This window comes from Ignavibacteriales bacterium, assembly GCA_016709765.1.
Classification (GTDB): domain Bacteria; phylum Bacteroidota; class Ignavibacteria; order Ignavibacteriales; family Ignavibacteriaceae; genus IGN3.
In genome coordinates, this window is sequence record JADJMD010000016.1 from 17,513 (window position 1) to 36,660 (window position 19,148).

Genomic DNA, 19,148 nt, shown 5'->3' on the forward strand with positions numbered 1-19,148 from the left:
TATGAAAAAGATTTTAATTGCATTATCAATATTTAGTTCAATTTATTTTTTTAATGGATGTGATCAATCCGTAAAACCGGCAACCGGTTTTGAAGATGAGATTTATGTTGTGGCAGATTCATTAGAATTTGAAGATCTAAAAGTTGCATTGCAAGCTGCATTTGAAGTAGAAATAAACACCCCAATGCCTGAAAAACTTTTTACCATAAAAAGAATCTCATCTAACCTGATTGATAAAGTAAAGAATAAAAAAAATATTGTAATTGTTGCGCCATTAAGTTCTGATTCTTACACATCACAATACATTAAATCGATTGTTGATAAAGAAATTCAAAAAAAATTAGAGACAGATGATAATTTTATTATTAGCAAATATGATTTATGGGCAAAAAATCAACTTGTAACAGTATTGTCTGCTACAAATATGCAGGAGCTTGAATTTAAAATCTTAAAGAACAAGGATAATCTTTTATATGCATATCAAAAAATATCTGATAAAAGATTAAAAGAAAGTCTGTATGCACCACGATATGAAAGACAAGCAATTGAAGGATTGCTGCTGCGTGATTATGGTTGGTTAATTTATGTTCAGGCTGATTATAAACTTGCAAAAAACGATCCTGAAAATAAATTTGTTTGGCTGCGCAGATCACCTGGGAGCGAAATGGAACGATGGATTTTTATACATTGGATTGATAACGCAACACCGGAATATCTAAATGCTGATTCTATAAAATCTATCAGAAACAGAATGACTAAAGAGTTTTATCAGGTTCGCGATGATACAGCATACGTAGTTTTAGTTGATAGTTTTTATACAACTTCGGAAATAAATTTTAATAACAAGTACGCTTTATACACCCAAGGTTTATGGGATCTAAATATCAAAGGTATGGGCGGTCCGTTTGTTAATTATACTTTTTACGATGAAAAAAGTCAAAGATTGTACATGCTTGATGGTTCTCTTTTTGCTCCTAAATATTACAAGCGCAATCTGATTCAGCAAATTGATGTAATACTCCAGTCATTCTTAACTAAAGATGAAATATCAAAAGATCGCGCTGATGATCTGATTGATGAAATAGACGAATCAATTAAATACTAAATTTGATAATACAGGCGGCAGAGTGACATCAGGAAAATCTGCCGCTAATTTTTTTACATAAATTTTTGCCCTGTACAACTTATTAAACTGCACTTCATATATTGCTCTGCTTACCAGCATTGATGCCACAAATCCTTTTAGAGAACTTATATATTGATCTTCTTTTGTACCAAATCTGATTTTAAAATCAGGTAATGGTGCGTCTACATATTCACTTGTCCTAACAACTTTAAATAAAAACTGATATGGAACTAAAGTATATCCTTGTGGCAATTGAAACTCACCGCGCTTCATTTCTCCATTAACAATTTCGGGTGCAACAAAATAATTATGATTATCAATGTTGGTTGAGACCAATCCGGTCATTATTCTTCTAAAAAGGTTTTCAAGAAGGTTTGCATTGTATTGCTGTTCGCGTTCAAATGGCTTTAATGCTTCAATAAATTGATCAACATCAACTTGAACACCATTTAATAAAGTTGGATGATTAGTTGAAAGTTGCTTGTAATACCATGATCTTCTTAATAGCTCTTTATCAATAACTGTAACATCTTTTCTAAAATTCTCAACTAATTGAAAATAATAAGATGCGGATATAAAATAATCCCACTGGTAGCTAAACACTATTGAGTTTTTTGGTAAAGAGTTTAAAAGTGATTTTGTATAATCTTCATAGACAAAATTATTTCTTTGATTTACTTCATCATAGCTATTGTAAAATTGTAATCCTAAAAACAGAACAAGAGTAGAAACGGGCAAAATAATTTTCATTTTATTTTTGGAAGTGAATAAAATCAATTGTGAAATTCCAAATGCTGTAAAGAAAGCAAGAGAGATATAAGCTAATAAAAAGTACGAATCAATGTCATTTATATCATAGTTAATGGAATAAAAAACTGCTGATAGAAAAACAATAAGATTGAAAATGAAAAACTTTCGTGCATAAATAAAAGAAGTTATTAGACCAGCTAATGCAATGATTAATGAAAAAGAAAATTCTTTTGGAAGATTTTCAATAAAATAATTAAATTGTTTTGCGGCAGCTTCAGTTGATGAGAAAAGCCATACCTGATATTGTTGACCGGAAATGTGCCTGATTATTCTTTCCCAATCAATTGGATTTCCCCAATTCATAATAGGATTTTGTGATGCGCGAATTGGGAGATAGGAATAGATTATAATCAAAATCGGAAAGAAAATTAAAAGCATAAAAATAATTTGTTTAATGCTTTTTGAATTGAAACCATTATTAACAAAATACAAATAGGCAACACCCGGAATAATTAAAAGAGTTGTCATGTGATTTGTAAATCCGAGTGCCAAAGCAATTGCGAAGATGATCCAATATTTAGAGATGGATTTTTCTTTGTTTGATAAAAGGAAAGCTTTAATCAATGTTAAGATTATTATTGAAATCAATAAAAGATGCAAGCTATAAACTTCGACAGAAGTGCTTTGAAACCAAAAAGTTTTGCTAAGTGCAAGAAATAGTCCACTAAAAATTGCTGTGATTATTTTTGTTTGCTCCGATAAAACAAATGTTGATTCAACTATAGTAACTTGAGTTTTATTGGTTTGCTTTTGCTTCTTAGTTTTTTCTGTAACTGTCTTTATAAATTGAAAAGCAGAAAGATTATCTAAGATTAATTTTACTGTATAAGTAAAGATGGCAATCGCGGAGGCACAATAAAGAGCCGTTAGTAGATTTAATTGAAAAATTTTTGAAAAGGGAAACGGTACCAAAGAAAATATATATCCAAGTAATGTAAACAAGGGGTATCCGGTTGGATGCGCAATTCCAAGTGTACATTGTACTGCAGCAAGTTCACCAGTATCAATCTGCAAGACAGAAGGAGCGATTGTAAATATATAAAGAATAGATGCAACTAATCCTGCAAGAAGGTAGTAGTATCTTTGTAAATATTTCATAGTCTATTATAAATATTAGTTAAATATATTTTGATAAAATCTTTTATTCTGTTCTTTTATTTCATTGAGTTTTTTTAGCAGCAAATTACTATTTGAAAATTCGCACTCTTTAGCAAGTTTATTAAGTTTCATTTGATCTGTGGGAATCTTTGAAATTTTGCTGTTAAATATTAATTGATTTAATAATTCAATCCTTTTAAGCACATAAAAATTGTTTTCAATCTGATCAAAATTAATTGCTTTAGTGGAAACTTTCTTGATAAGATTAAAATAATAATTAGTTCCAAACTTTTTTTGCTCCAGTAATAAATCAGGATTTGTTAAGAATAAAAATGAAATTATAAAATCAATATCAGCCAATCCACCGCTGCTTTTTTTAATATTAAAAGATGTATCGCTGATCGGGTAAAGTTTTTTTCGCATATCTAACATTTCTTTTTTGATTAGTTCCTTCTCTTTTTCTTTGATTACTTTTACGTAATGATTAAAGAACTCCGTGAACAAATTCCTATTACCCAAAACAAATCTGCATTTTGTAAATGCTTGCAGTTCCCAAACTCTAGCGCGATTAGAAAAATACTTTTTGTAATCCTCAACATCCCAAACAAGTTGACTGCTTTTCCCTTCGGGTCTTAACCTGCAATCAATTTCAATCCCCGGCAAATCATTTTTAAAATTTTGAAGCAGATTTTGAATATCTTTTTGGATGGAGGGATATTCTTGAATACTGCTTACAACAAATATTAAATCAACATCCGATGCAAAAGATAAATCACGACTGCCGAAACTGCCCATTGCTGCGATGAAGTAATTGTTTTCCCAATCTTTATCAGTTGCAAAACTCTGAGCCCCAAACATAATTTTTGTATAAAGAAAATCAGTATATAAATCTGCAAATAAGTTAGGATCAAGAATTTTTGCGGATAATTGAACTGATGTTCTAAAATAAAAATCTTTTAAAGTCAGCTTATCAAAGCCATGTTTACTAAGCAGAATTAAACTTTCACGTGATAAAAAACTATCTCTTAAAACTTTATCCTCAGCAAAAAGATCAATTGCTTTCTGTGATTGCTCACATAAACTAAGAAACAAATTAAAAAATTTAGAATCAGAAAATGTATCAAACCAAATTTGTGGGAAATGTGCACTACGAATAATCCTTGCAAAGTTTTCTAAAACAATATCGGGATCAATACAATTTGACAAATATTTATTAAGTTCGTTTTCAATTTTATGAAACGATGTTACTGTGCGATTATCAAATAGTCTTTTATCAAAAAGATTTTTGCCTGCTTGAAGAAATTCCAAATTACTTTTTGCTCTTTTGGAATCTGCAAAAAATATTTTATCATAATCATTATTAACATTTTTTTTATTTTCTATACCAACAATCGAATTGTAAATGAACTGTACTTTATTTTTAGATTTTTCAAGATGTTCTTTAAATGATTTAAGATCTTTGAACTTTAAAAAATTCGCAAGTTTCTCGGCAAGCTCACCTTCAGAAGGAATTGTGTGCGTTTGCTGGTCATTCATAAGTTGAAGATAATGCTCAGCTTTGCGGAACAATGTATAGGCCATTAAAAAATCTTCTGCTTCTTCTTTAGTTAAAATATTTTTCTGCTGAAGTTTATTAATTGCGATTAAAGAATTTCCGGTTCTTATATCTAAATATTTCCCGCCATTAAGCAGTTGAAGAGCCTGAATAGAAAATTCTATATCACGGATGCCACCAGCAACGAGCTTTATATTATTATCAGATTTATTTTTTTGCTCGATGCTAGTTTTTAATTTTTTTATTTGTGCAATTGGAGATACTGAAAAAGTAGCAGGATAAATAAATCGGGAAACAGAATTTGAAAATTTATTATGCAAGAATTTATTTCCGCAAAGATAGTTTGCCTTTATTAGCATCTGTCTTTCCCAATCTTCGCCGCGAGTTTCGTAATACCTTAAATACTCAGCATAACTCCCACACAATTGAGCATTTCTTCCATCCGGTCGCAGTCTAAAATCTACTCTGTACAAAAATCCAGCACTGGTTATTTTACTGGCTGCTTCAATAAATAATAAAATAGTTTCCGAAAGAATTTGGTTGTAATAAACTTTTTTGTTTATAAGGGAATTTCTATCGTAAAGTGCAATTAGATCAATATCTGAACTATAATTTAATTCGCCACCGCCGAGTTTACCGAGTGAAATTAAAACATATTTTCGTGCTGTTTTATCTATGAGGCATTTTTTTAATATTTCTTTGTAACACAAATCAAACAATACTGCCGAAATCGAATTTGCCAGATCTGCGAGAAAGCCAGTAATATTTATTAATTCTTCTTTTAGATATATATCTTTTAAACCTATTCTTAAAATTTCTTTTCTTTTAAAATTTCTTATCGCATTAACTTTTGACTCAAATGACTTAAAGGGTGAAATTGTTTTTTCTAAACTACTTCTAAAATATTTTTCATTAAGCTTTTGTTCTAGAATTGATGGATTAATAATCCAGTGGAAATATTCCGGATTTCTTACCAGAATATCTGTTAAATAATTACTATTGTTTGATAGAGAAACTAAAATCTCAATTTGATGCGGATACTTTAAACATTCATTTATAAAAAATGCAATATCAAATTGATTTTGAATTATACGCAGTAAATTTGATTCTGATGATTTAGTAAAGTAGTGGAGTTTAATTTCATTTTCGATTCGAGACAATAATTCCTCAAGTAAGCTCTGCGATACTCGTCCAGCTGATTTTTCAATAAGCTTAGCAATAAAATCTTGAGATAGAAATTTTTGTTTAAACATTTAGAATTTTGTTTTTTTACACAAGGAATCTAATATTAAACCACTTATAATTAAAAGTTTATTAAATCTTAATCGAGCAATCTTATGAAACAAAACTTATCATTTCTAATCGTCTTTCTAATCGCAAGTTCATCAATCTTTTCACAAAAGATAGAAGAAAGAAAAGATTTTAAAAAATATTTTGATGAATACGGACACGACGGATGCTTTGTTCTCTATGATTTGAAAAAAAATACATTTCTAAAATACAATCCAACAAGATGTGGGGAAAGATTTATTCCCGCATCAACATTTAAGATATTTAATTCTCTTGTTGGATTAGAAACCGGTGCAGTAAAAGATCAGTTTGAAGTTTTTAAGTGGGATAGCGTAAAAAGATTTTATGATATGTGGAACCAAGATATTGATATGGTGAATGCATTTAAATATTCCGCTGTGTGGTTCTATCAAGAACTTGCTAGAAAAATCGGTGAAGAAAAAATGCAGCATTATATTTCTTTAAATCATTATGGAAATGAAAATATTAGCGGCGGCATAGATAGATTTTGGCTTGATGGAGGTTTAAGAATTTCGGCAGATGAACAAATTGAGATGTTAAAAAAACTATATCACAATAAGTTAAAATTTTCCCAAAGAACGATGGATATAGTAAAAGATATAATGTTTTATGATAAAACCGATGATTACATTATCCGTGCAAAAACAGGCTGGGCAATAAGAGTTGAGGATCAAATTGGATGGTTTGTTGGATACGTTGAAAAGGGAAGTGATGTTTTTTTCTTTGCAATAAATGTTGAATCTAAAAAACCTGAAGAAGGCTTTACTTCGCGTAAAGAAATTACTTTTAAGATTCTAAAAGAATTAAAAATTTTATAATTGTCATTATAAATTATGTTGACAATCATCGATTAAAATATTTTTTATAACTAATTGAAATGTTAAAAAAAAGATTTATGTTAAGCCACATCAAGGAGAAAAATTATGAAAATATTTTACGTTTTAGTTCCTTTCTTATTATTACCTGTCTTATTTAGTTGTGGCCATTGCAAACCTACAAATGAAAATATAAGTGTCGATAAAAATATAAATCAATCTGGACCTGCATCTATTGTACAAAACATATCTATAGTTACCGCAAGAGTGGATGAAGTTTTATTTAAAGATGAAACGGATTATCGTATAAAAGTAACTGTTCTTGTAGTAGAAGAAAGTGATTCACATCCGAGTATTGCAACTCCGGGTCAGGAATATCTTTTAACTCCTAATTTTAGATATGATAATGAAGTGTTAATGAAATCTGATGTAAACGATTCTTTAAAAAAACTTAGTAAACTTTCTAGAGGAAAAGAATTTAAAGCAGAAATTTCTTTGGAGAATCAAAAAGGATGGTTCATTCAAAAAGTTTTAAGCTTTGAATAGTTGTTCTCAGTTTGTGTGTGTTGATCTTTCTTTCCTGAGCATATAGAGTTTTAAAAATATTATTTAATAATTAAGAGGTACCAAATGAAAAAATATGTGGCACTTAGCGTATTTATGTCTGCTTTAGCTTTTGGTTTTTTATATTTCAAAGCTGGAAGTGTTAAAACTTTTACTGAGCAGGATTTTAGAAATTATAAAATTGAAGAAGAGAAGGAAGAATCTAATTTAAAAAATGATCAACCTGACAAAGCCATGTTATGGTATTACCAGCAAAGGGCTTATCCAAACAACTCGATTCCTGAGAACTGGCGTGAAGAAGCATACAGACATATCAGTTTGAACAACGTATCCTCGTCAAATTCCCCAAATGCTTTAACCTGGACTCAACTTGGTCCGGGCAATATTGGCGGAAGAATTCGTGCAATTGCTGTTCATCCCTCAGATCCAAATACTGTTTATTTTGGAGCAGTAGCGGGTGGAGTTTGGAAATCTGTAGATGGTGGAACAACATGGACAGCATTAAATGATTTTATGGGTAATCTTGCGGTGTGTGCCCTGGTAATTGATCCGAATAATCCGAATACAATTTATGCGGGAACAGGTGAAGGATTTTTTAATCTGGACGCGATCCGTGGCGCAGGTATTTTTAAATCTACAGATGCTGGTGCAAGCTGGTCCCAACTAGCTTCTACAAACAATCTAAATTTTTATTATGTAAATGATCTTGATTATGATGCTGTAAATTCGACACTTTATGCTGCAACAAGAAAAGGATTATATTCCTCTAATGATGGTGGTGCAAACTTTACAGCTAAAGTTACAGCAGGTGGTAATGATGCAAATTGTATGGATATAGAAATTGCATTAACAAGTCCACGAACAATTTATGCAACTTTTGGTCTGTTTAGTCAAGCTCAGATTTGGCAAAGTGTGGATGCGGGAGCAAACTTTGTTCAGAATATGACACTGGCTAATTTCGGAAGAATTGAAATGGCAGTATCAAAATCAAATCCAGCTGTTGCATATGCATCTTTTATGGATTTAAGTACTTATGGAACAGGTGCAATAATATACACAACAAATACTGGTAACAACTGGTTTTATGCAACTGTTCCTGGTCCTTCTTATGCAGGAGCAACAACATATACAGGTGCTCAAGCTTGGTACGATAATATTCTTGCAGTTGATCCAGATAATGCTAACAATGTATTAGCAGGTGGAATTGATAACTGGAAGACTACAAACGGCGGTACAAGTTGGGTACAAAAAACAAATTGGTTTTCACAAAGTGGAGCTCCACCGTATGCACACGCAGATCAACATTGTTATACTTTTGCTCCATCAAATTCTAATATAGTATATCTTGGTAACGATGGTGGAATTTATAAATCCACAAATAAAGGTGAAACCTGGGCATCACTAAATAATAATCTTTTTATTACGCAATTTTATTACGGAGCTGTTAATCCAACCGGAACAGTTTATGCCGGCGGCACACAGGATAATGGAACTTTACGAACAACTGGTTCTGCTAGTTGGACTGAAATTCTTGGTGGTGATGGTGGTGCTACGGAAATTGATTTTAGCAATACAAATAATATTTATATGGAATATGTAAATCTTGCATTTTTCAAATCAACAAATGGCGGAGCAAGTTTCTTTAAAGCTATGAATGGAATTCCATTGGCAGGCTCAAATACTTATGATGGTACTTCAGATAGAACACAATTCATTTCTCCTTTTTCTATGGATCCAAATAATTCGTCTACAATTGTTGCAGGAACCTACAGAGTTTGGAGGACATTAGACGGCGCGGCTAACTGGTCTGCAATAAGTGGCGATTTAACAGGCGATGGCAGTGGTACATCAGGGGCAACAATATCAACTGTAATAGCTGCGAAGGGTAATCCCAATGTAATTTATGCTGGATGTTCAAACGGTAGAGTGCAGGTTACCACAGATGGAGGCAGTTCCTGGAATCTTAGAACTTCAGGCTTACCCAATTTATCCGTAACCAGAATTACAAGTGATCCCACTAATCCAGCTACAGCGTATGTAACTTTTTCTGGCTACACTGCATCTTCTAAAATCTTTAAGACAACTAATTATGGAACTAGCTGGACAAATGTTTCCGGAAATCTTCCAAACATCCCAACAAATTGCGCAGTTGTAAACCCAGCAAACGGAAATAATTTATTTGTTGGAACTGATCTTGGAGTTTTCTCCACTACAGACGGTGGAAGCAATTGGGTACAAGATGTAACAGGAATGGCAAATGTTCCAGTTCTTGATCTTGATTATCGTGCTTCAGATAATAAATTATTTGCCGCAACACATGGTCGAAGTATGTATTCATCAACATTAACTGGCGGCGGTGGAACGCAAACAGCTAATTTAGTTTATGATGACGGAACACCAGGTGGTGGATATTATTGGAATAATAACGGACAGGGTTCTGCAAATCGCATGTCACCTACTTTAAGTAATGCTACGCTTACAAAGATGGAAATTTATATCACAGGAGTGAATTCAGGTACAGCAACCTATAAACCTATTGTATTTGGTAACAATGGTGGATCACCCGGAAATGATCTTGCCCCATCACTTGGATTTAAAACTGCAGCTACATATCCAGCGTGGGACGCAACCGAGTTGTCTCCCTTGGGTATTACAGTAAATAGCGACTTTTATGTTGGATTAAAATATGATGGTGTGAACAAACCAACATATGGTTATGATGTTGCAAATAATGGCAGAGCATGGGATTTTGATGGAACAAATTGGGCTGCTTGGAATGAAACTTATTTTATGCGTGCAACTATCCAAACAGTTACATCGGTTGCTGAAATAAGTAATGAAATTCCAAAAGAGTTTGATTTAAGTTTTAATTATCCAAATCCTTTCAACCCAACTACTCGATTTAGATACTCTTTACCAGAAGGTAGAAATGTAAAAATAATTATTTATGATATTAATGGAAGTAAAGTAACAGAGCTTGTAAATAATTATCAAGGTGCAGGAACCTACGAAGTTACATGGAATGGAAAAAATGATATTGGTCAACAAGTAGCAAGCGGAACATATATCTACCAGGTTAACGCAGGTAATTTTTCACAGACAAAAAAAATGATACTTTTAAAATGATTTTAACTAATTAAATATAAAAAAGGCTGTCCTTTTAAGACAGCCTTTTTCATTAGTTAATCATTTAATATCTAATTAGCCTTTGCCGTTGCTTCCATTAGAGTTTGGTAACCAAATAATCTAATTTCTTCTACTCCATATTTTCCATATGCAGGAATTTCAAAACTAGTACTCCAAGGTTTCTGTAAGAATACAAAGTAACTTCTATCCTTTGTTCTAATTTCTGCAAAAAGTGATTTAAGACTTGATGGCCAGATTCCACCACATTCAACTTGGATTGTTCCATCCTTAACTTTCCAACCGTTTACCGATACTTCATTCATGATTGAATTGTTCATGTATGGTGATACAGATTCAGTTGAAAAATTATTAACAGGAAGACCATATACACTTATATTATGAACTTGATCTAAATTGACACCAAGCAATTTAAATGAATTGTCTTCTATATTGTCAATAAAGAACATTTTTGGAGAAACATCATTAAAATATGTAACTGTAACGTATAAATGAGCATATTTTTGAGCCGTTTCAGTCATATAAAATTCAATTGCATTCTCACCCTCAAGATTTAGGTATTTTAGTCCTTCTACACTAGAAAAACTAAACAGATAAGGATATGGATAGACAGGTGCAGGAGTAATGTCCGGAACTGAAGAAATTGATTTTTCCATTACAGGATTGGTTAGAAATGAGTTATCAGATACGTCTGAACAAGAAACGAGAACGAGAGAAAAGAACGCGAAAAAAAGAACTACTAAGTTTTTCATGAGAGCCCCTATTTATATTGTTGTTGATTATTTAATTTGGTTTTTTACCAGTTGGTCTTAACACGACAAATAACGTACCGATTATGACAATGCTCAAAACCTTTGATTAAATAATCTATTTTAAAGATCAATTTTTAAGGTCGTATAATTCTTACCTGAAGAATTTGTCATCGGTAATAATTACACAAATTATAAATCTATTACACTAGCTTTTAAAATCATTTTCAGTAAGTCATTCTTCTTGATCTGAAAACTGCTTAATTCAAGGATTCTAAAATCAGGTGCAAAAATAATTCTATGACAAATCGTTTATCAGGAATTATTTCCTTAATTTTCAAAACCCCATTTAGCTTACTCTTACGAATAGACCACAAAATATTTGCATTTTTGTTTGAATAAAAATATATTTGTCGCTCGCTTTTATTTTAGCATTATTCTGGGCGGACGCCGGAGTTGGAGAGCCGGGGCGGACTGTAAATCCGTTGGCATGCGCCTTTGGGGGTTCGAATCCCTCGCCGCCCACAAATATTTTTTATTAATAGTTTCTGTTTAGAAACTTTTTTGTTCTTTAAGATATTTGAAATTGCGGGAGTAACTCAGTTGGCTAGAGTCACAGCCTTCCAAGCTGTTGGTCGCGGGTTCGAATCCCGTCTCCCGCTCTAAAATTAACTGATAGTTCTTAAATTTTATGTGTTACACATCTCCGCTGACGTAGCTCAGTTGGTAGAGCACATCCTTGGTAAGGATGAGGTCACCGGTTCAATCCCGGTCGTCAGCTCAATTTATTGTGAGATCACCCCGATCAATCGGGACCGTTAGCAAAGTAGAAATAGGTTTGAATAGTTTAAGGAAGATATATGGCAAAAAGCAATATAAGACAAATAATAGTTTTGGAAAGTACAGCTGGCACCGGTTACAGATATTCTACAACAAAGAATAAGAGAACACACCCAGCGCGCGTAGAGTACAAAAAGTACGACCCTGTTGTTAGAAAACACGTAGTTTTTAAAGAAACCAAATAATTAATACGTCAGTGGCTCAATTGGTAGAGCAGCGGTCTCCAAAACCGCAGGTTGGGGGTTCGAGTCCCTCCTGACGTGCTGAAATTTGAAAGGTTATTATGAAAGATAAAATTATTGCATTCTTTCAGGATGTTATAAAAGAAATGAAAAAAGTTACTTGGCCTACCAAGGAAGAACTTATTGAATCTACAAAAATTGTAATTGTTGTTTGTATTGTACTTTCTCTATTTACCTATGTTATAGATATGATAATAAATCAAGCTTTTAAAGGGATATTTTAGGTGCAGAATTAGATGGAAACCAGATGGTATGTAGTTAGAACTTTTTCGGGTCATGAAACTAAGGTTAAAAATTTTCTTGAAGCTGGTCTTAACGAGCATGAGCACCTGAAAGCAAAAATTTTAGAAATCCTTGTTCCTATGGAAAAAGTTTTTGAAGTAAAAGACGGTAAAAAGAAAAGTAAAACTAAGAATTTTTTCCCCGGGTATATTTTAGTTAATGCAGATTTAGATAATCAGGTTAAAGATTTTATTTTAAGCACACAATCCGTTATGGGTTTTTTAGGCACTGGCGGTAACCCGAACCCACTTCAGCCAGAAGAAGTTAGACGAATAGTTGGTAGACTATCACAAGATAGCTCAACCGAAAGAATGGAAACAATCTTTAGAAATGGTGATCTTGTTAAAATTATTGATGGTCCATTCAATAACTTCTCTGGATTAATTGAAGAGGTTAATGAAGAAAAAATGAAAATTAAAGTAATGGTATCGATTTTTGGTAGAAAAACTCCTGTAGAAATTGATTTCGTTCAGGCTGAAATTGAAAAATAATTGTTAGAATTTAATTAGGTAAAATTATGGCTAAAAAAATTGATTCTTATATAAAATTACAAATTCCTGCCGGCAAAGCTAATCCTTCACCTCCGGTTGGTCCTGCTCTTGGTCAAAAAGGTGTTAATATTATGGAGTTCTGCAAGCAGTTTAATGCTAGAACTCAGGATAAAGATGGATTAATTATTCCTGTAGTTATCACAGTTTTTAGTGATAAATCTTTTACCTTTATTACAAAAACTCCTCCGGCATCAGTTCTATTAAAAAGAGCTGCTAAACTGGAAAAAGGATCTGCAGAATCTCACAGAACAAAAGTTGGAAAAGTTTCTAAAAATCAAGTTAAGGAAATTGCAGAAGTTAAAATGCCAGATCTTAATGCTTTTGATATTGATCATGCAATGAGTATGGTCGCTGGAACTGCAAGAAGTATGGGAATAACCGTAGAAGAATAAATAACTTATTTATTTGATGTTTTTAAAATTTATTGGTGATTAAAGATGCAAACTACAAAGAGAAATAAAGAGATTATTAAATCCGTTAAATTAGATAAAGAGTACACTTTACCGGAAGCAATATCAATCCTAAAAGATCAATCCAAAGTAAAATTTGTTGAATCATTGGATTGTGCTATAAGATTAGGGGTAGATCCAAGACATGCTGATCAAATGGTTAGAGGTACTGTTTCATTACCTCATGGAACTGGCAAAACTGTATCGGTTCTTGTTATTGCCAAAGGTGCAAAAATTCAAGAAGCCTTAGATGCAGGTGCAGATTATGCTGGCTTTGAAGATTATCTTGAAAAAATAAAAGGTGGATGGGCCGATGTTGATGTAATTGTTGCCACACCAGATTCTATGTCTGAACTTGGAAAACTTGGAAAAATATTAGGACCAAAAGGTCTTATGCCTAATCCTAAAAGCGGTACCGTAACTATGGATGTTGCTAAAGCAGTAACTGAAGTAAAAGGCGGAAAAATTGAATTTAGAGTTGAAAAAACCGGTATAGTTCATACTTCTTTAGGCAAACTTAATTTTGAAACTGATAAACTCGTTGATAATACAAAAGCGTTTCTTAATACAATAATTAAGATGAGACCTTCATCCGCTAAAGGGCAGTATGTGAAGAGTCTGTTTTTGTCTAGCACAATGGGTCCTGGACTTAAAATCTCTAAAGAAGAATTAAGTCTTAATGTATAATGAATTTACGCGCTCGTAATAAATAATAGCTTCTAACCGACCCGAAATAATAAAATGTGATACGGGAGAAAAATGAATAAGAACGAAAAAGTAGAGTCAATTGCCGAAGCTAGGGAATTGATAGAGAATGCAACAGCAGTCTATCTTACTGATTATTCCAAAATTAATGTTGAAGACATTAGTGGAATTAGAAATCAGTTTAGAAAAGAAGGCGTTACTTACAGAGTATTTAAAAATACTTTGTTTAAACGCGCTCTTGTTGATTCTGGAAAATTCGAAAAGCTGGCAGATCATCTTGAAGGGATGACAGGATTTGCATTTGCTTCAACAAATCCGGTTGCACCCGCAAAGATAATTAAGAAGTACAATGATGCTTCTCAAAAGCTATCTCTAAAAGCTTGCTATATCGAAACGCAATATTTTGATGGAAGTAATCTTGCAGCTTTAGCTGAACTACCAACCAAAGAAGAATTGATTGCCGGAATTATGGGCAGTATAAATTCACCTGCGTCTGGTATTGTTGGATCGATTGCAGCTGTAATTAGAAACTTAGTAAGTGTAATTGATGAAGTTTCTAAAACCAAAGCCGCTTAATTAAATAAGAAATTAAATTCAGGAGAAATAAAAATGTCAGAAAAAGTTGCACAAGCACTCGAACTAATAAAAGGAATGTCTCTTCTAGAAGCTTCAGAATTAAAGAAAGCACTTGAAGAAGAATTTGGTGTCTCCGCTGCCGCACCAGTTATGATGGCCGGACCAGCTGCTGCATCTGCTGCACCGGTTGAAGAACAAACAGAGTTTGATGTTATTCTTCAAGCTGCTGGTGAAAAGAAAATTAATGTTATTAAAGTTGTAAGAGCTCATACAGGTTTAGGCTTAAAAGAAGCTAAAGATCTTGTGGATGGCGCTCCAAAAACAGTTAAAGAACAAGCATCAAAAGATGAAGCCGAAAAAATCAAGAAAGAACTAGAAGAAGCCGGCGGAACTGTTACTTTAAAATAGTATTAAAAGTACTTTTATTTGATCGTTTTTAAGTGATAAGACGGAAAATACCGTCTTATCGCTTTTGTTTTATATAGAAACGTTGTTTAGGATGCTCATTTTACAGCATTTGATTAATTTTAGGAGGTTTTCAATTGGATAATAAGCGTATTTCCTTTGGCCGTATTCCATCTGTCATAGACATACCTAATCTTTTAGGAATTCAAACTGAAACATTTGAAGATTTTGTTCAGCTTGAAACTCATGCACTTAAAAGAGAAAATAAAGGGTTGCAACAGGTTTTTTTAACCAATTTCCCAATTTTTGATAATAAAGAAAATTACAGATTAGATTTTTTAGAATATTATGTAGAAAAACCAAGATTTTCCGTTGAGGAATGCCTGGAAAGAGGTCTAACTTTTGCAGCCCCGCTTAAAGCAAAGTTAAGATTATCTACAAAAGATCCGGAAACTGAAGAATTTATAAACACAGTTGAGCAAGAAGTTTATCTTGGCAATTTACCGTTTATGACAGAAAAAGGAACCTTTGTTATCAATGGAGCAGAAAGAGTTGTTGTTTCTCAGTTACACAGATCTCCCGGCGTAGCTTTTGCACAAACTGTCCACCCAAATGGAACCCCAATTTATTCTGCCAGAATTATTCCTTTAAGAGGATCATGGGTAGAGTTTGCAACCGATATTAACTACGTAATGTATGTTTATATCGATCGAAGAAAGAAGTTTCCTGCTACCACACTTTTGCGGGCTCTCGGATTCCAATCTGATGAAGAGATATTAAAATTATTTGGCCTTGTTGAAAATGTTGTAGTAAAAAAAGCAAACTTAGAAAACTATCTAGGTAGAATGATTGCCAGTGATATTTTTGATATGTCAACCGGTGAAATTTTCTTAACACGTGATTCAATTTTGTCAGAAGAAGATCTTGAAAGAATTAATGATGCTGAAGTTGATGTTTTAAAATTCATCAAATCAGATTCAACAAATGATCAAAACTTAATTGTTAACACTTTAAGAAAAGATACATCTCACACCCGAGAAGAAGCATTATATGCTATCTACAGACAATTAAGATCGGGCGAAGCTCCTGATTTAACAACCGCAGAATCACTTATTGAAAAACTTTTCTTTAATGATAAAAGATATGATTTAGGTGATGTTGGCCGTCATAGAATGAATCACAAACTGGAATTAAAGATTCCTGAGACAACAACAGTTTTAACAGTTGAAGATATTATTTCTATAATGAAATATATAATCGATCTTAAAGAAGGGGCAGTTTCTGTTGATGATATTGATCATCTTGGTAATAGAAGAATTAGAACCGTTGGTGAACAGTTAGGACAACAGTTTAACGTTGGAATGGCACGTATGGCCAGAACAATTAAAGAACGTATGAATATGCGTGATACCGAAAACTTTACTCCGCAAGATCTTGTGAATGCTAGAACAATTAGTAGCGTAATAAACGCTTTCTTTGGTACAAATCAGCTTTCACAGTTTATGGATCAAACAAATCCTCTTGCTGAAATGACACACAAAAGAAGAATGTCTGCGCTAGGACCAGGCGGTCTGACAAGAGAAAGAGCCGGTTTTGAAGTTCGTGACGTTCACTATACACATTACGGTCGTTTATGCCCGATTGAAACTCCTGAAGGACCAAATATTGGTCTTATATCTTCTCTCACAATTTATGCAAGAGTAAATAGATATGGATTCTTAGAAACTCCTTACAGAAAAGTTGTAAAAGGAAGAGTGACTGAGGAAGTAGAATTTTTAACAGCTGAAAATGAAGATGCATTTACGATTGCTCAAGCAAACGCACCAATAAGTGATTCAGGCAAATTTTTAAACGAAAGAGTTAAATCAAGATTAAAGGGTGAGTTCCCAATTGTACATCCTGAAGATTTACAATTTATGGATGTTGCACCAGCCCAAATAGTTAGTGCAGCAGCTGCATTGATTCCATTTTTAGAGCACGATGATGCTAACAGAGCGTTGATGGGATCTAACATGCAGCGTCAATCAGTACCTCTATTAAAACCAGAAGCTCCAATTGTTGGAACTGGAATGGAAGGCAAAATAGCTCATGACTCGAAAGCATTACTATTAGCAGAAGATAATGGTATTGTTGAATATGTTGATGCGAATAAAGTAGTTGTTAAATACGATATCAACCCAAATAGTTTTGAAGCATTAACAAGCTTTAATGAAATTAGAGAAGTAACATACACACTTACAAAATTCCACGGTACAAATCAGGAAACTTGTATAAACCAGGTTCCTATTGTAAAAGAAGGGCAAAAACTTAAAAAAGGAGATGTTCTTGCAGACGGTGCAGCCACGGATGGTGGTGAATTAGCATTAGGTAGAAACGTTTTAGTAGCATTTATGCCATGGAGAGGTTACAACTTTGAAGATGCTATCATCATAAGTGAAAGAGTTGTAAGTGAAGATGTTTATACATCGATACATATTGAAGAATTTGAATTACAGGTTAGAGAAACAAAACGAGGCGAAGAAGAATTAACACGTGAAATTCCAAACGTTAGTGAAGAAGCTGTAAAGAATCTTGATGAAGATGGTATTATTAGAGAAGGTGCAGAAGTAAAAGAAGGTGATATTCTGATAGGAAAAATTACTCCAAAAGGAGAAACTGATCCGACGCCGGAAGAAAAACTTTTACGCGCGATTTTTGGAGATAAAGCTGGTGATGTAAAAGATGCATCTTTGAAAGCACCTCCGGGACTAAAAGGAACGGTCATTAAAACTCGTCTTTTCAGTCGTAAGAAACGAGACAATGATTCTAAGAAATTAGAAAAAGTTGCTTTTGATAAACTTGAAGTAGAATTTAAAAATAAACTTCAAGGGCATTACAATAAATTGGTTGAAAAACTCACAAGAATTACAAGAGATCAAACCACTACTGGAATTAGAGATCTTGATGGCAGCGTTGTTTTAAGAAGCGGCTCTGCAATGAAAGAAGAAACATTTTCAGGTATGGAAGACATAACCAGACTTGATTATACCCTTGATTGGTTTGAAACAAAGAAAACTAACAATCTTATTAATTCACTCTATAAAAATTATTTCGAAATCAAAACTGATATCGAGGAAGATTTTAAGAGAGAAAGAATTAAAATACAAAGTGGGGATGAGCTGCCTCCTGGAATTGTACAACTTGCAAAAGTTTATGTTGCTAAAAAGCGTAAACTTTCTGTAGGTGATAAAATGGCAGGACGACACGGAAACAAAGGTGTTGTTGCAAAAATAGTTCCGCAAGCAGATATGCCTTATTTACCAGATGGAACACCTGTGGATATTATTCTTAATCCACTTGGCGTACCTTCTCGTATGAACCTTGGACAGTTGTATGAAACAGCCTTGGGCTGGGTTGGTAAAAAATTAGGTGTAAAATTCGCAACTCCAATTTTTGATGGCGCTAAGGTAGAAGACGTTGATGAATGGCTAACAAAAGCTGGATTAGAAACCGGAAGTAAAACTGATATGTATGATGGTCGAACCGGTGAAAAAATGCATCAGAAAGTTACTTGTGGTTACATCTATATGTTAAAACTTAGTCACTTGGTTGATGATAAAATTCACGCAAGGTCAATAGGGCCATACTCTCTAATTACTCAGCAACCGCTTGGTGGTAAAGCACAATTTGGTGGTCAGAGATTTGGAGAAATGGAAGTTTGGGCGCTTGAAGGTTACGGAGCTTCACACATCTTGCAAGAGATTTTGACCATAAAGAGTGATGACGTGGCAGGTAGAGCAAAAGTATATGAAGCAATTGTTAAGGGTGAAAACTTACAGGAACCAAATATTCCTGAATCGTTTAACGTTCTTATTAAAGAACTCCAGGGCTTAGGCCTGGATATAAAAATTAATTAACGTTAAACATTATTTCACTTAGAAATTAGG

15 protein-coding genes and 4 tRNA genes are annotated in these 19,148 nt (G+C 33.2%); 16 read left to right on the forward strand and 3 right to left on the reverse strand.

The window, feature by feature from the left end; all coding sequences use genetic code 11:
• The first annotated feature begins 1 nt into the window (after position 1).
• The gene (locus IPJ23_18585) at positions 2–1,105 is read left to right on the forward strand and encodes a DUF4837 family protein (GenBank protein MBK7632654.1); all 1,104 of its coding nucleotides are present in this window, start codon (positions 2–4) and stop codon (positions 1,103–1,105) included.
• Here IPJ23_18585 and IPJ23_18590 read toward each other — a convergent pair.
• Positions 1,091–3,034, reverse strand: a complete 1,944-nt coding sequence (locus tag IPJ23_18590) for a DUF2723 domain-containing protein (protein ID MBK7632655.1) — start codon at positions 3,032–3,034, stop codon at positions 1,091–1,093. The genes IPJ23_18585 and IPJ23_18590 overlap by 15 nt on opposite strands.
• A gap of 15 nt (positions 3,035–3,049) precedes the next feature.
• Complete coding sequence (locus IPJ23_18595; protein ID MBK7632656.1) at positions 3,050–5,842, reverse strand: hypothetical protein; 2,793 nt, start codon at positions 5,840–5,842, stop codon at positions 3,050–3,052.
• An 84-nt stretch (positions 5,843–5,926) separates the two neighbouring features.
• Here IPJ23_18595 and blaOXA point away from each other — a divergent pair, with 84 nt between their 5' ends.
• From blaOXA to IPJ23_18610, 3 genes are all read left to right on the forward strand, one after another.
• Entirely contained in the window at positions 5,927–6,718 is a 792-nt protein-coding gene (gene blaOXA, locus IPJ23_18600) for a class D beta-lactamase (protein MBK7632657.1), read from the forward strand.
• Positions 6,719–6,823: 105 nt separating this feature from the next.
• Positions 6,824–7,261 carry a hypothetical protein gene (locus tag IPJ23_18605; GenBank protein ID MBK7632658.1) on the forward strand — a complete coding sequence of 146 codons (438 nt, stop codon included), beginning with the start codon at positions 6,824–6,826 and terminating at the stop codon, positions 7,259–7,261.
• 84 nt (positions 7,262–7,345) lie between these two features.
• Positions 7,346–10,405: a T9SS type A sorting domain-containing protein gene (locus tag IPJ23_18610; protein MBK7632659.1), complete on the forward strand. Its 3,060-nt coding sequence runs from the start codon at positions 7,346–7,348 to the stop codon at positions 10,403–10,405.
• Between the two features lie 71 nt (positions 10,406–10,476).
• On the opposite strand, the gene IPJ23_18615 is transcribed toward IPJ23_18610, so the two are convergent.
• Complete coding sequence (locus IPJ23_18615) at positions 10,477–11,175, reverse strand: hypothetical protein (protein ID MBK7632660.1); 699 nt, start codon at positions 11,173–11,175, stop codon at positions 10,477–10,479.
• Positions 11,176–11,613: 438 nt separating this feature from the next.
• Here IPJ23_18615 and IPJ23_18620 point away from each other — a divergent pair.
• The 12 genes from IPJ23_18620 to rpoB all read left to right on the forward strand — a co-directional run bounded on the left by IPJ23_18620 (position 11,614) and on the right by rpoB (position 19,118).
• Positions 11,614–11,697, forward strand: a tRNA-Tyr gene (locus tag IPJ23_18620).
• 63 nt (positions 11,698–11,760) lie between these two features.
• Positions 11,761–11,834: transfer RNA gene (locus tag IPJ23_18625), tRNA-Gly, on the forward strand.
• A 46-nt stretch (positions 11,835–11,880) separates the two neighbouring features.
• Positions 11,881–11,953: transfer RNA gene (locus IPJ23_18630), tRNA-Thr, on the forward strand.
• Positions 11,954–12,047: 94 nt separating this feature from the next.
• Positions 12,048–12,197, forward strand: a complete 150-nt coding sequence (gene rpmG / locus IPJ23_18635) for a 50S ribosomal protein L33 (protein MBK7632661.1) — start codon at positions 12,048–12,050, stop codon at positions 12,195–12,197.
• Between the two features lie 5 nt (positions 12,198–12,202).
• Positions 12,203–12,275, forward strand: a tRNA-Trp gene (locus tag IPJ23_18640).
• Positions 12,276–12,295: 20 nt separating this feature from the next.
• Positions 12,296–12,478, forward strand: coding sequence for a preprotein translocase subunit SecE (gene secE / locus IPJ23_18645; GenBank protein ID MBK7632662.1), 183 nt, complete (start codon positions 12,296–12,298; stop codon positions 12,476–12,478).
• A 12-nt stretch (positions 12,479–12,490) separates the two neighbouring features.
• A complete protein-coding gene (gene nusG, locus IPJ23_18650; protein MBK7632663.1) occupies positions 12,491–13,027 on the forward strand; it encodes a transcription termination/antitermination factor NusG in 537 nt (178 codons plus the stop codon).
• Positions 13,028–13,053: 26 nt separating this feature from the next.
• On the forward strand, positions 13,054–13,479 hold the full coding sequence (gene rplK, locus IPJ23_18655; GenBank protein MBK7632664.1) for a 50S ribosomal protein L11: 426 nt from the start codon (positions 13,054–13,056) through the stop codon (positions 13,477–13,479).
• Positions 13,480–13,524: 45 nt separating this feature from the next.
• Positions 13,525–14,223 (forward strand): 50S ribosomal protein L1, encoded by a 699-nt coding sequence (locus tag IPJ23_18660; GenBank protein ID MBK7632665.1) that lies wholly within the window; start codon positions 13,525–13,527, stop codon positions 14,221–14,223.
• A gap of 72 nt (positions 14,224–14,295) precedes the next feature.
• Positions 14,296–14,817: a 50S ribosomal protein L10 gene (locus IPJ23_18665; protein ID MBK7632666.1), complete on the forward strand. Its 522-nt coding sequence runs from the start codon at positions 14,296–14,298 to the stop codon at positions 14,815–14,817.
• 33 nt (positions 14,818–14,850) lie between these two features.
• Positions 14,851–15,225 (forward strand): 50S ribosomal protein L7/L12, encoded by a 375-nt coding sequence (gene rplL / locus IPJ23_18670; GenBank protein MBK7632667.1) that lies wholly within the window; start codon positions 14,851–14,853, stop codon positions 15,223–15,225.
• 134 nt (positions 15,226–15,359) lie between these two features.
• Complete coding sequence (gene rpoB, locus IPJ23_18675; protein ID MBK7632668.1) at positions 15,360–19,118, forward strand: DNA-directed RNA polymerase subunit beta; 3,759 nt, start codon at positions 15,360–15,362, stop codon at positions 19,116–19,118.
• Positions 19,119–19,148: the final 30 nt, after the last annotated feature.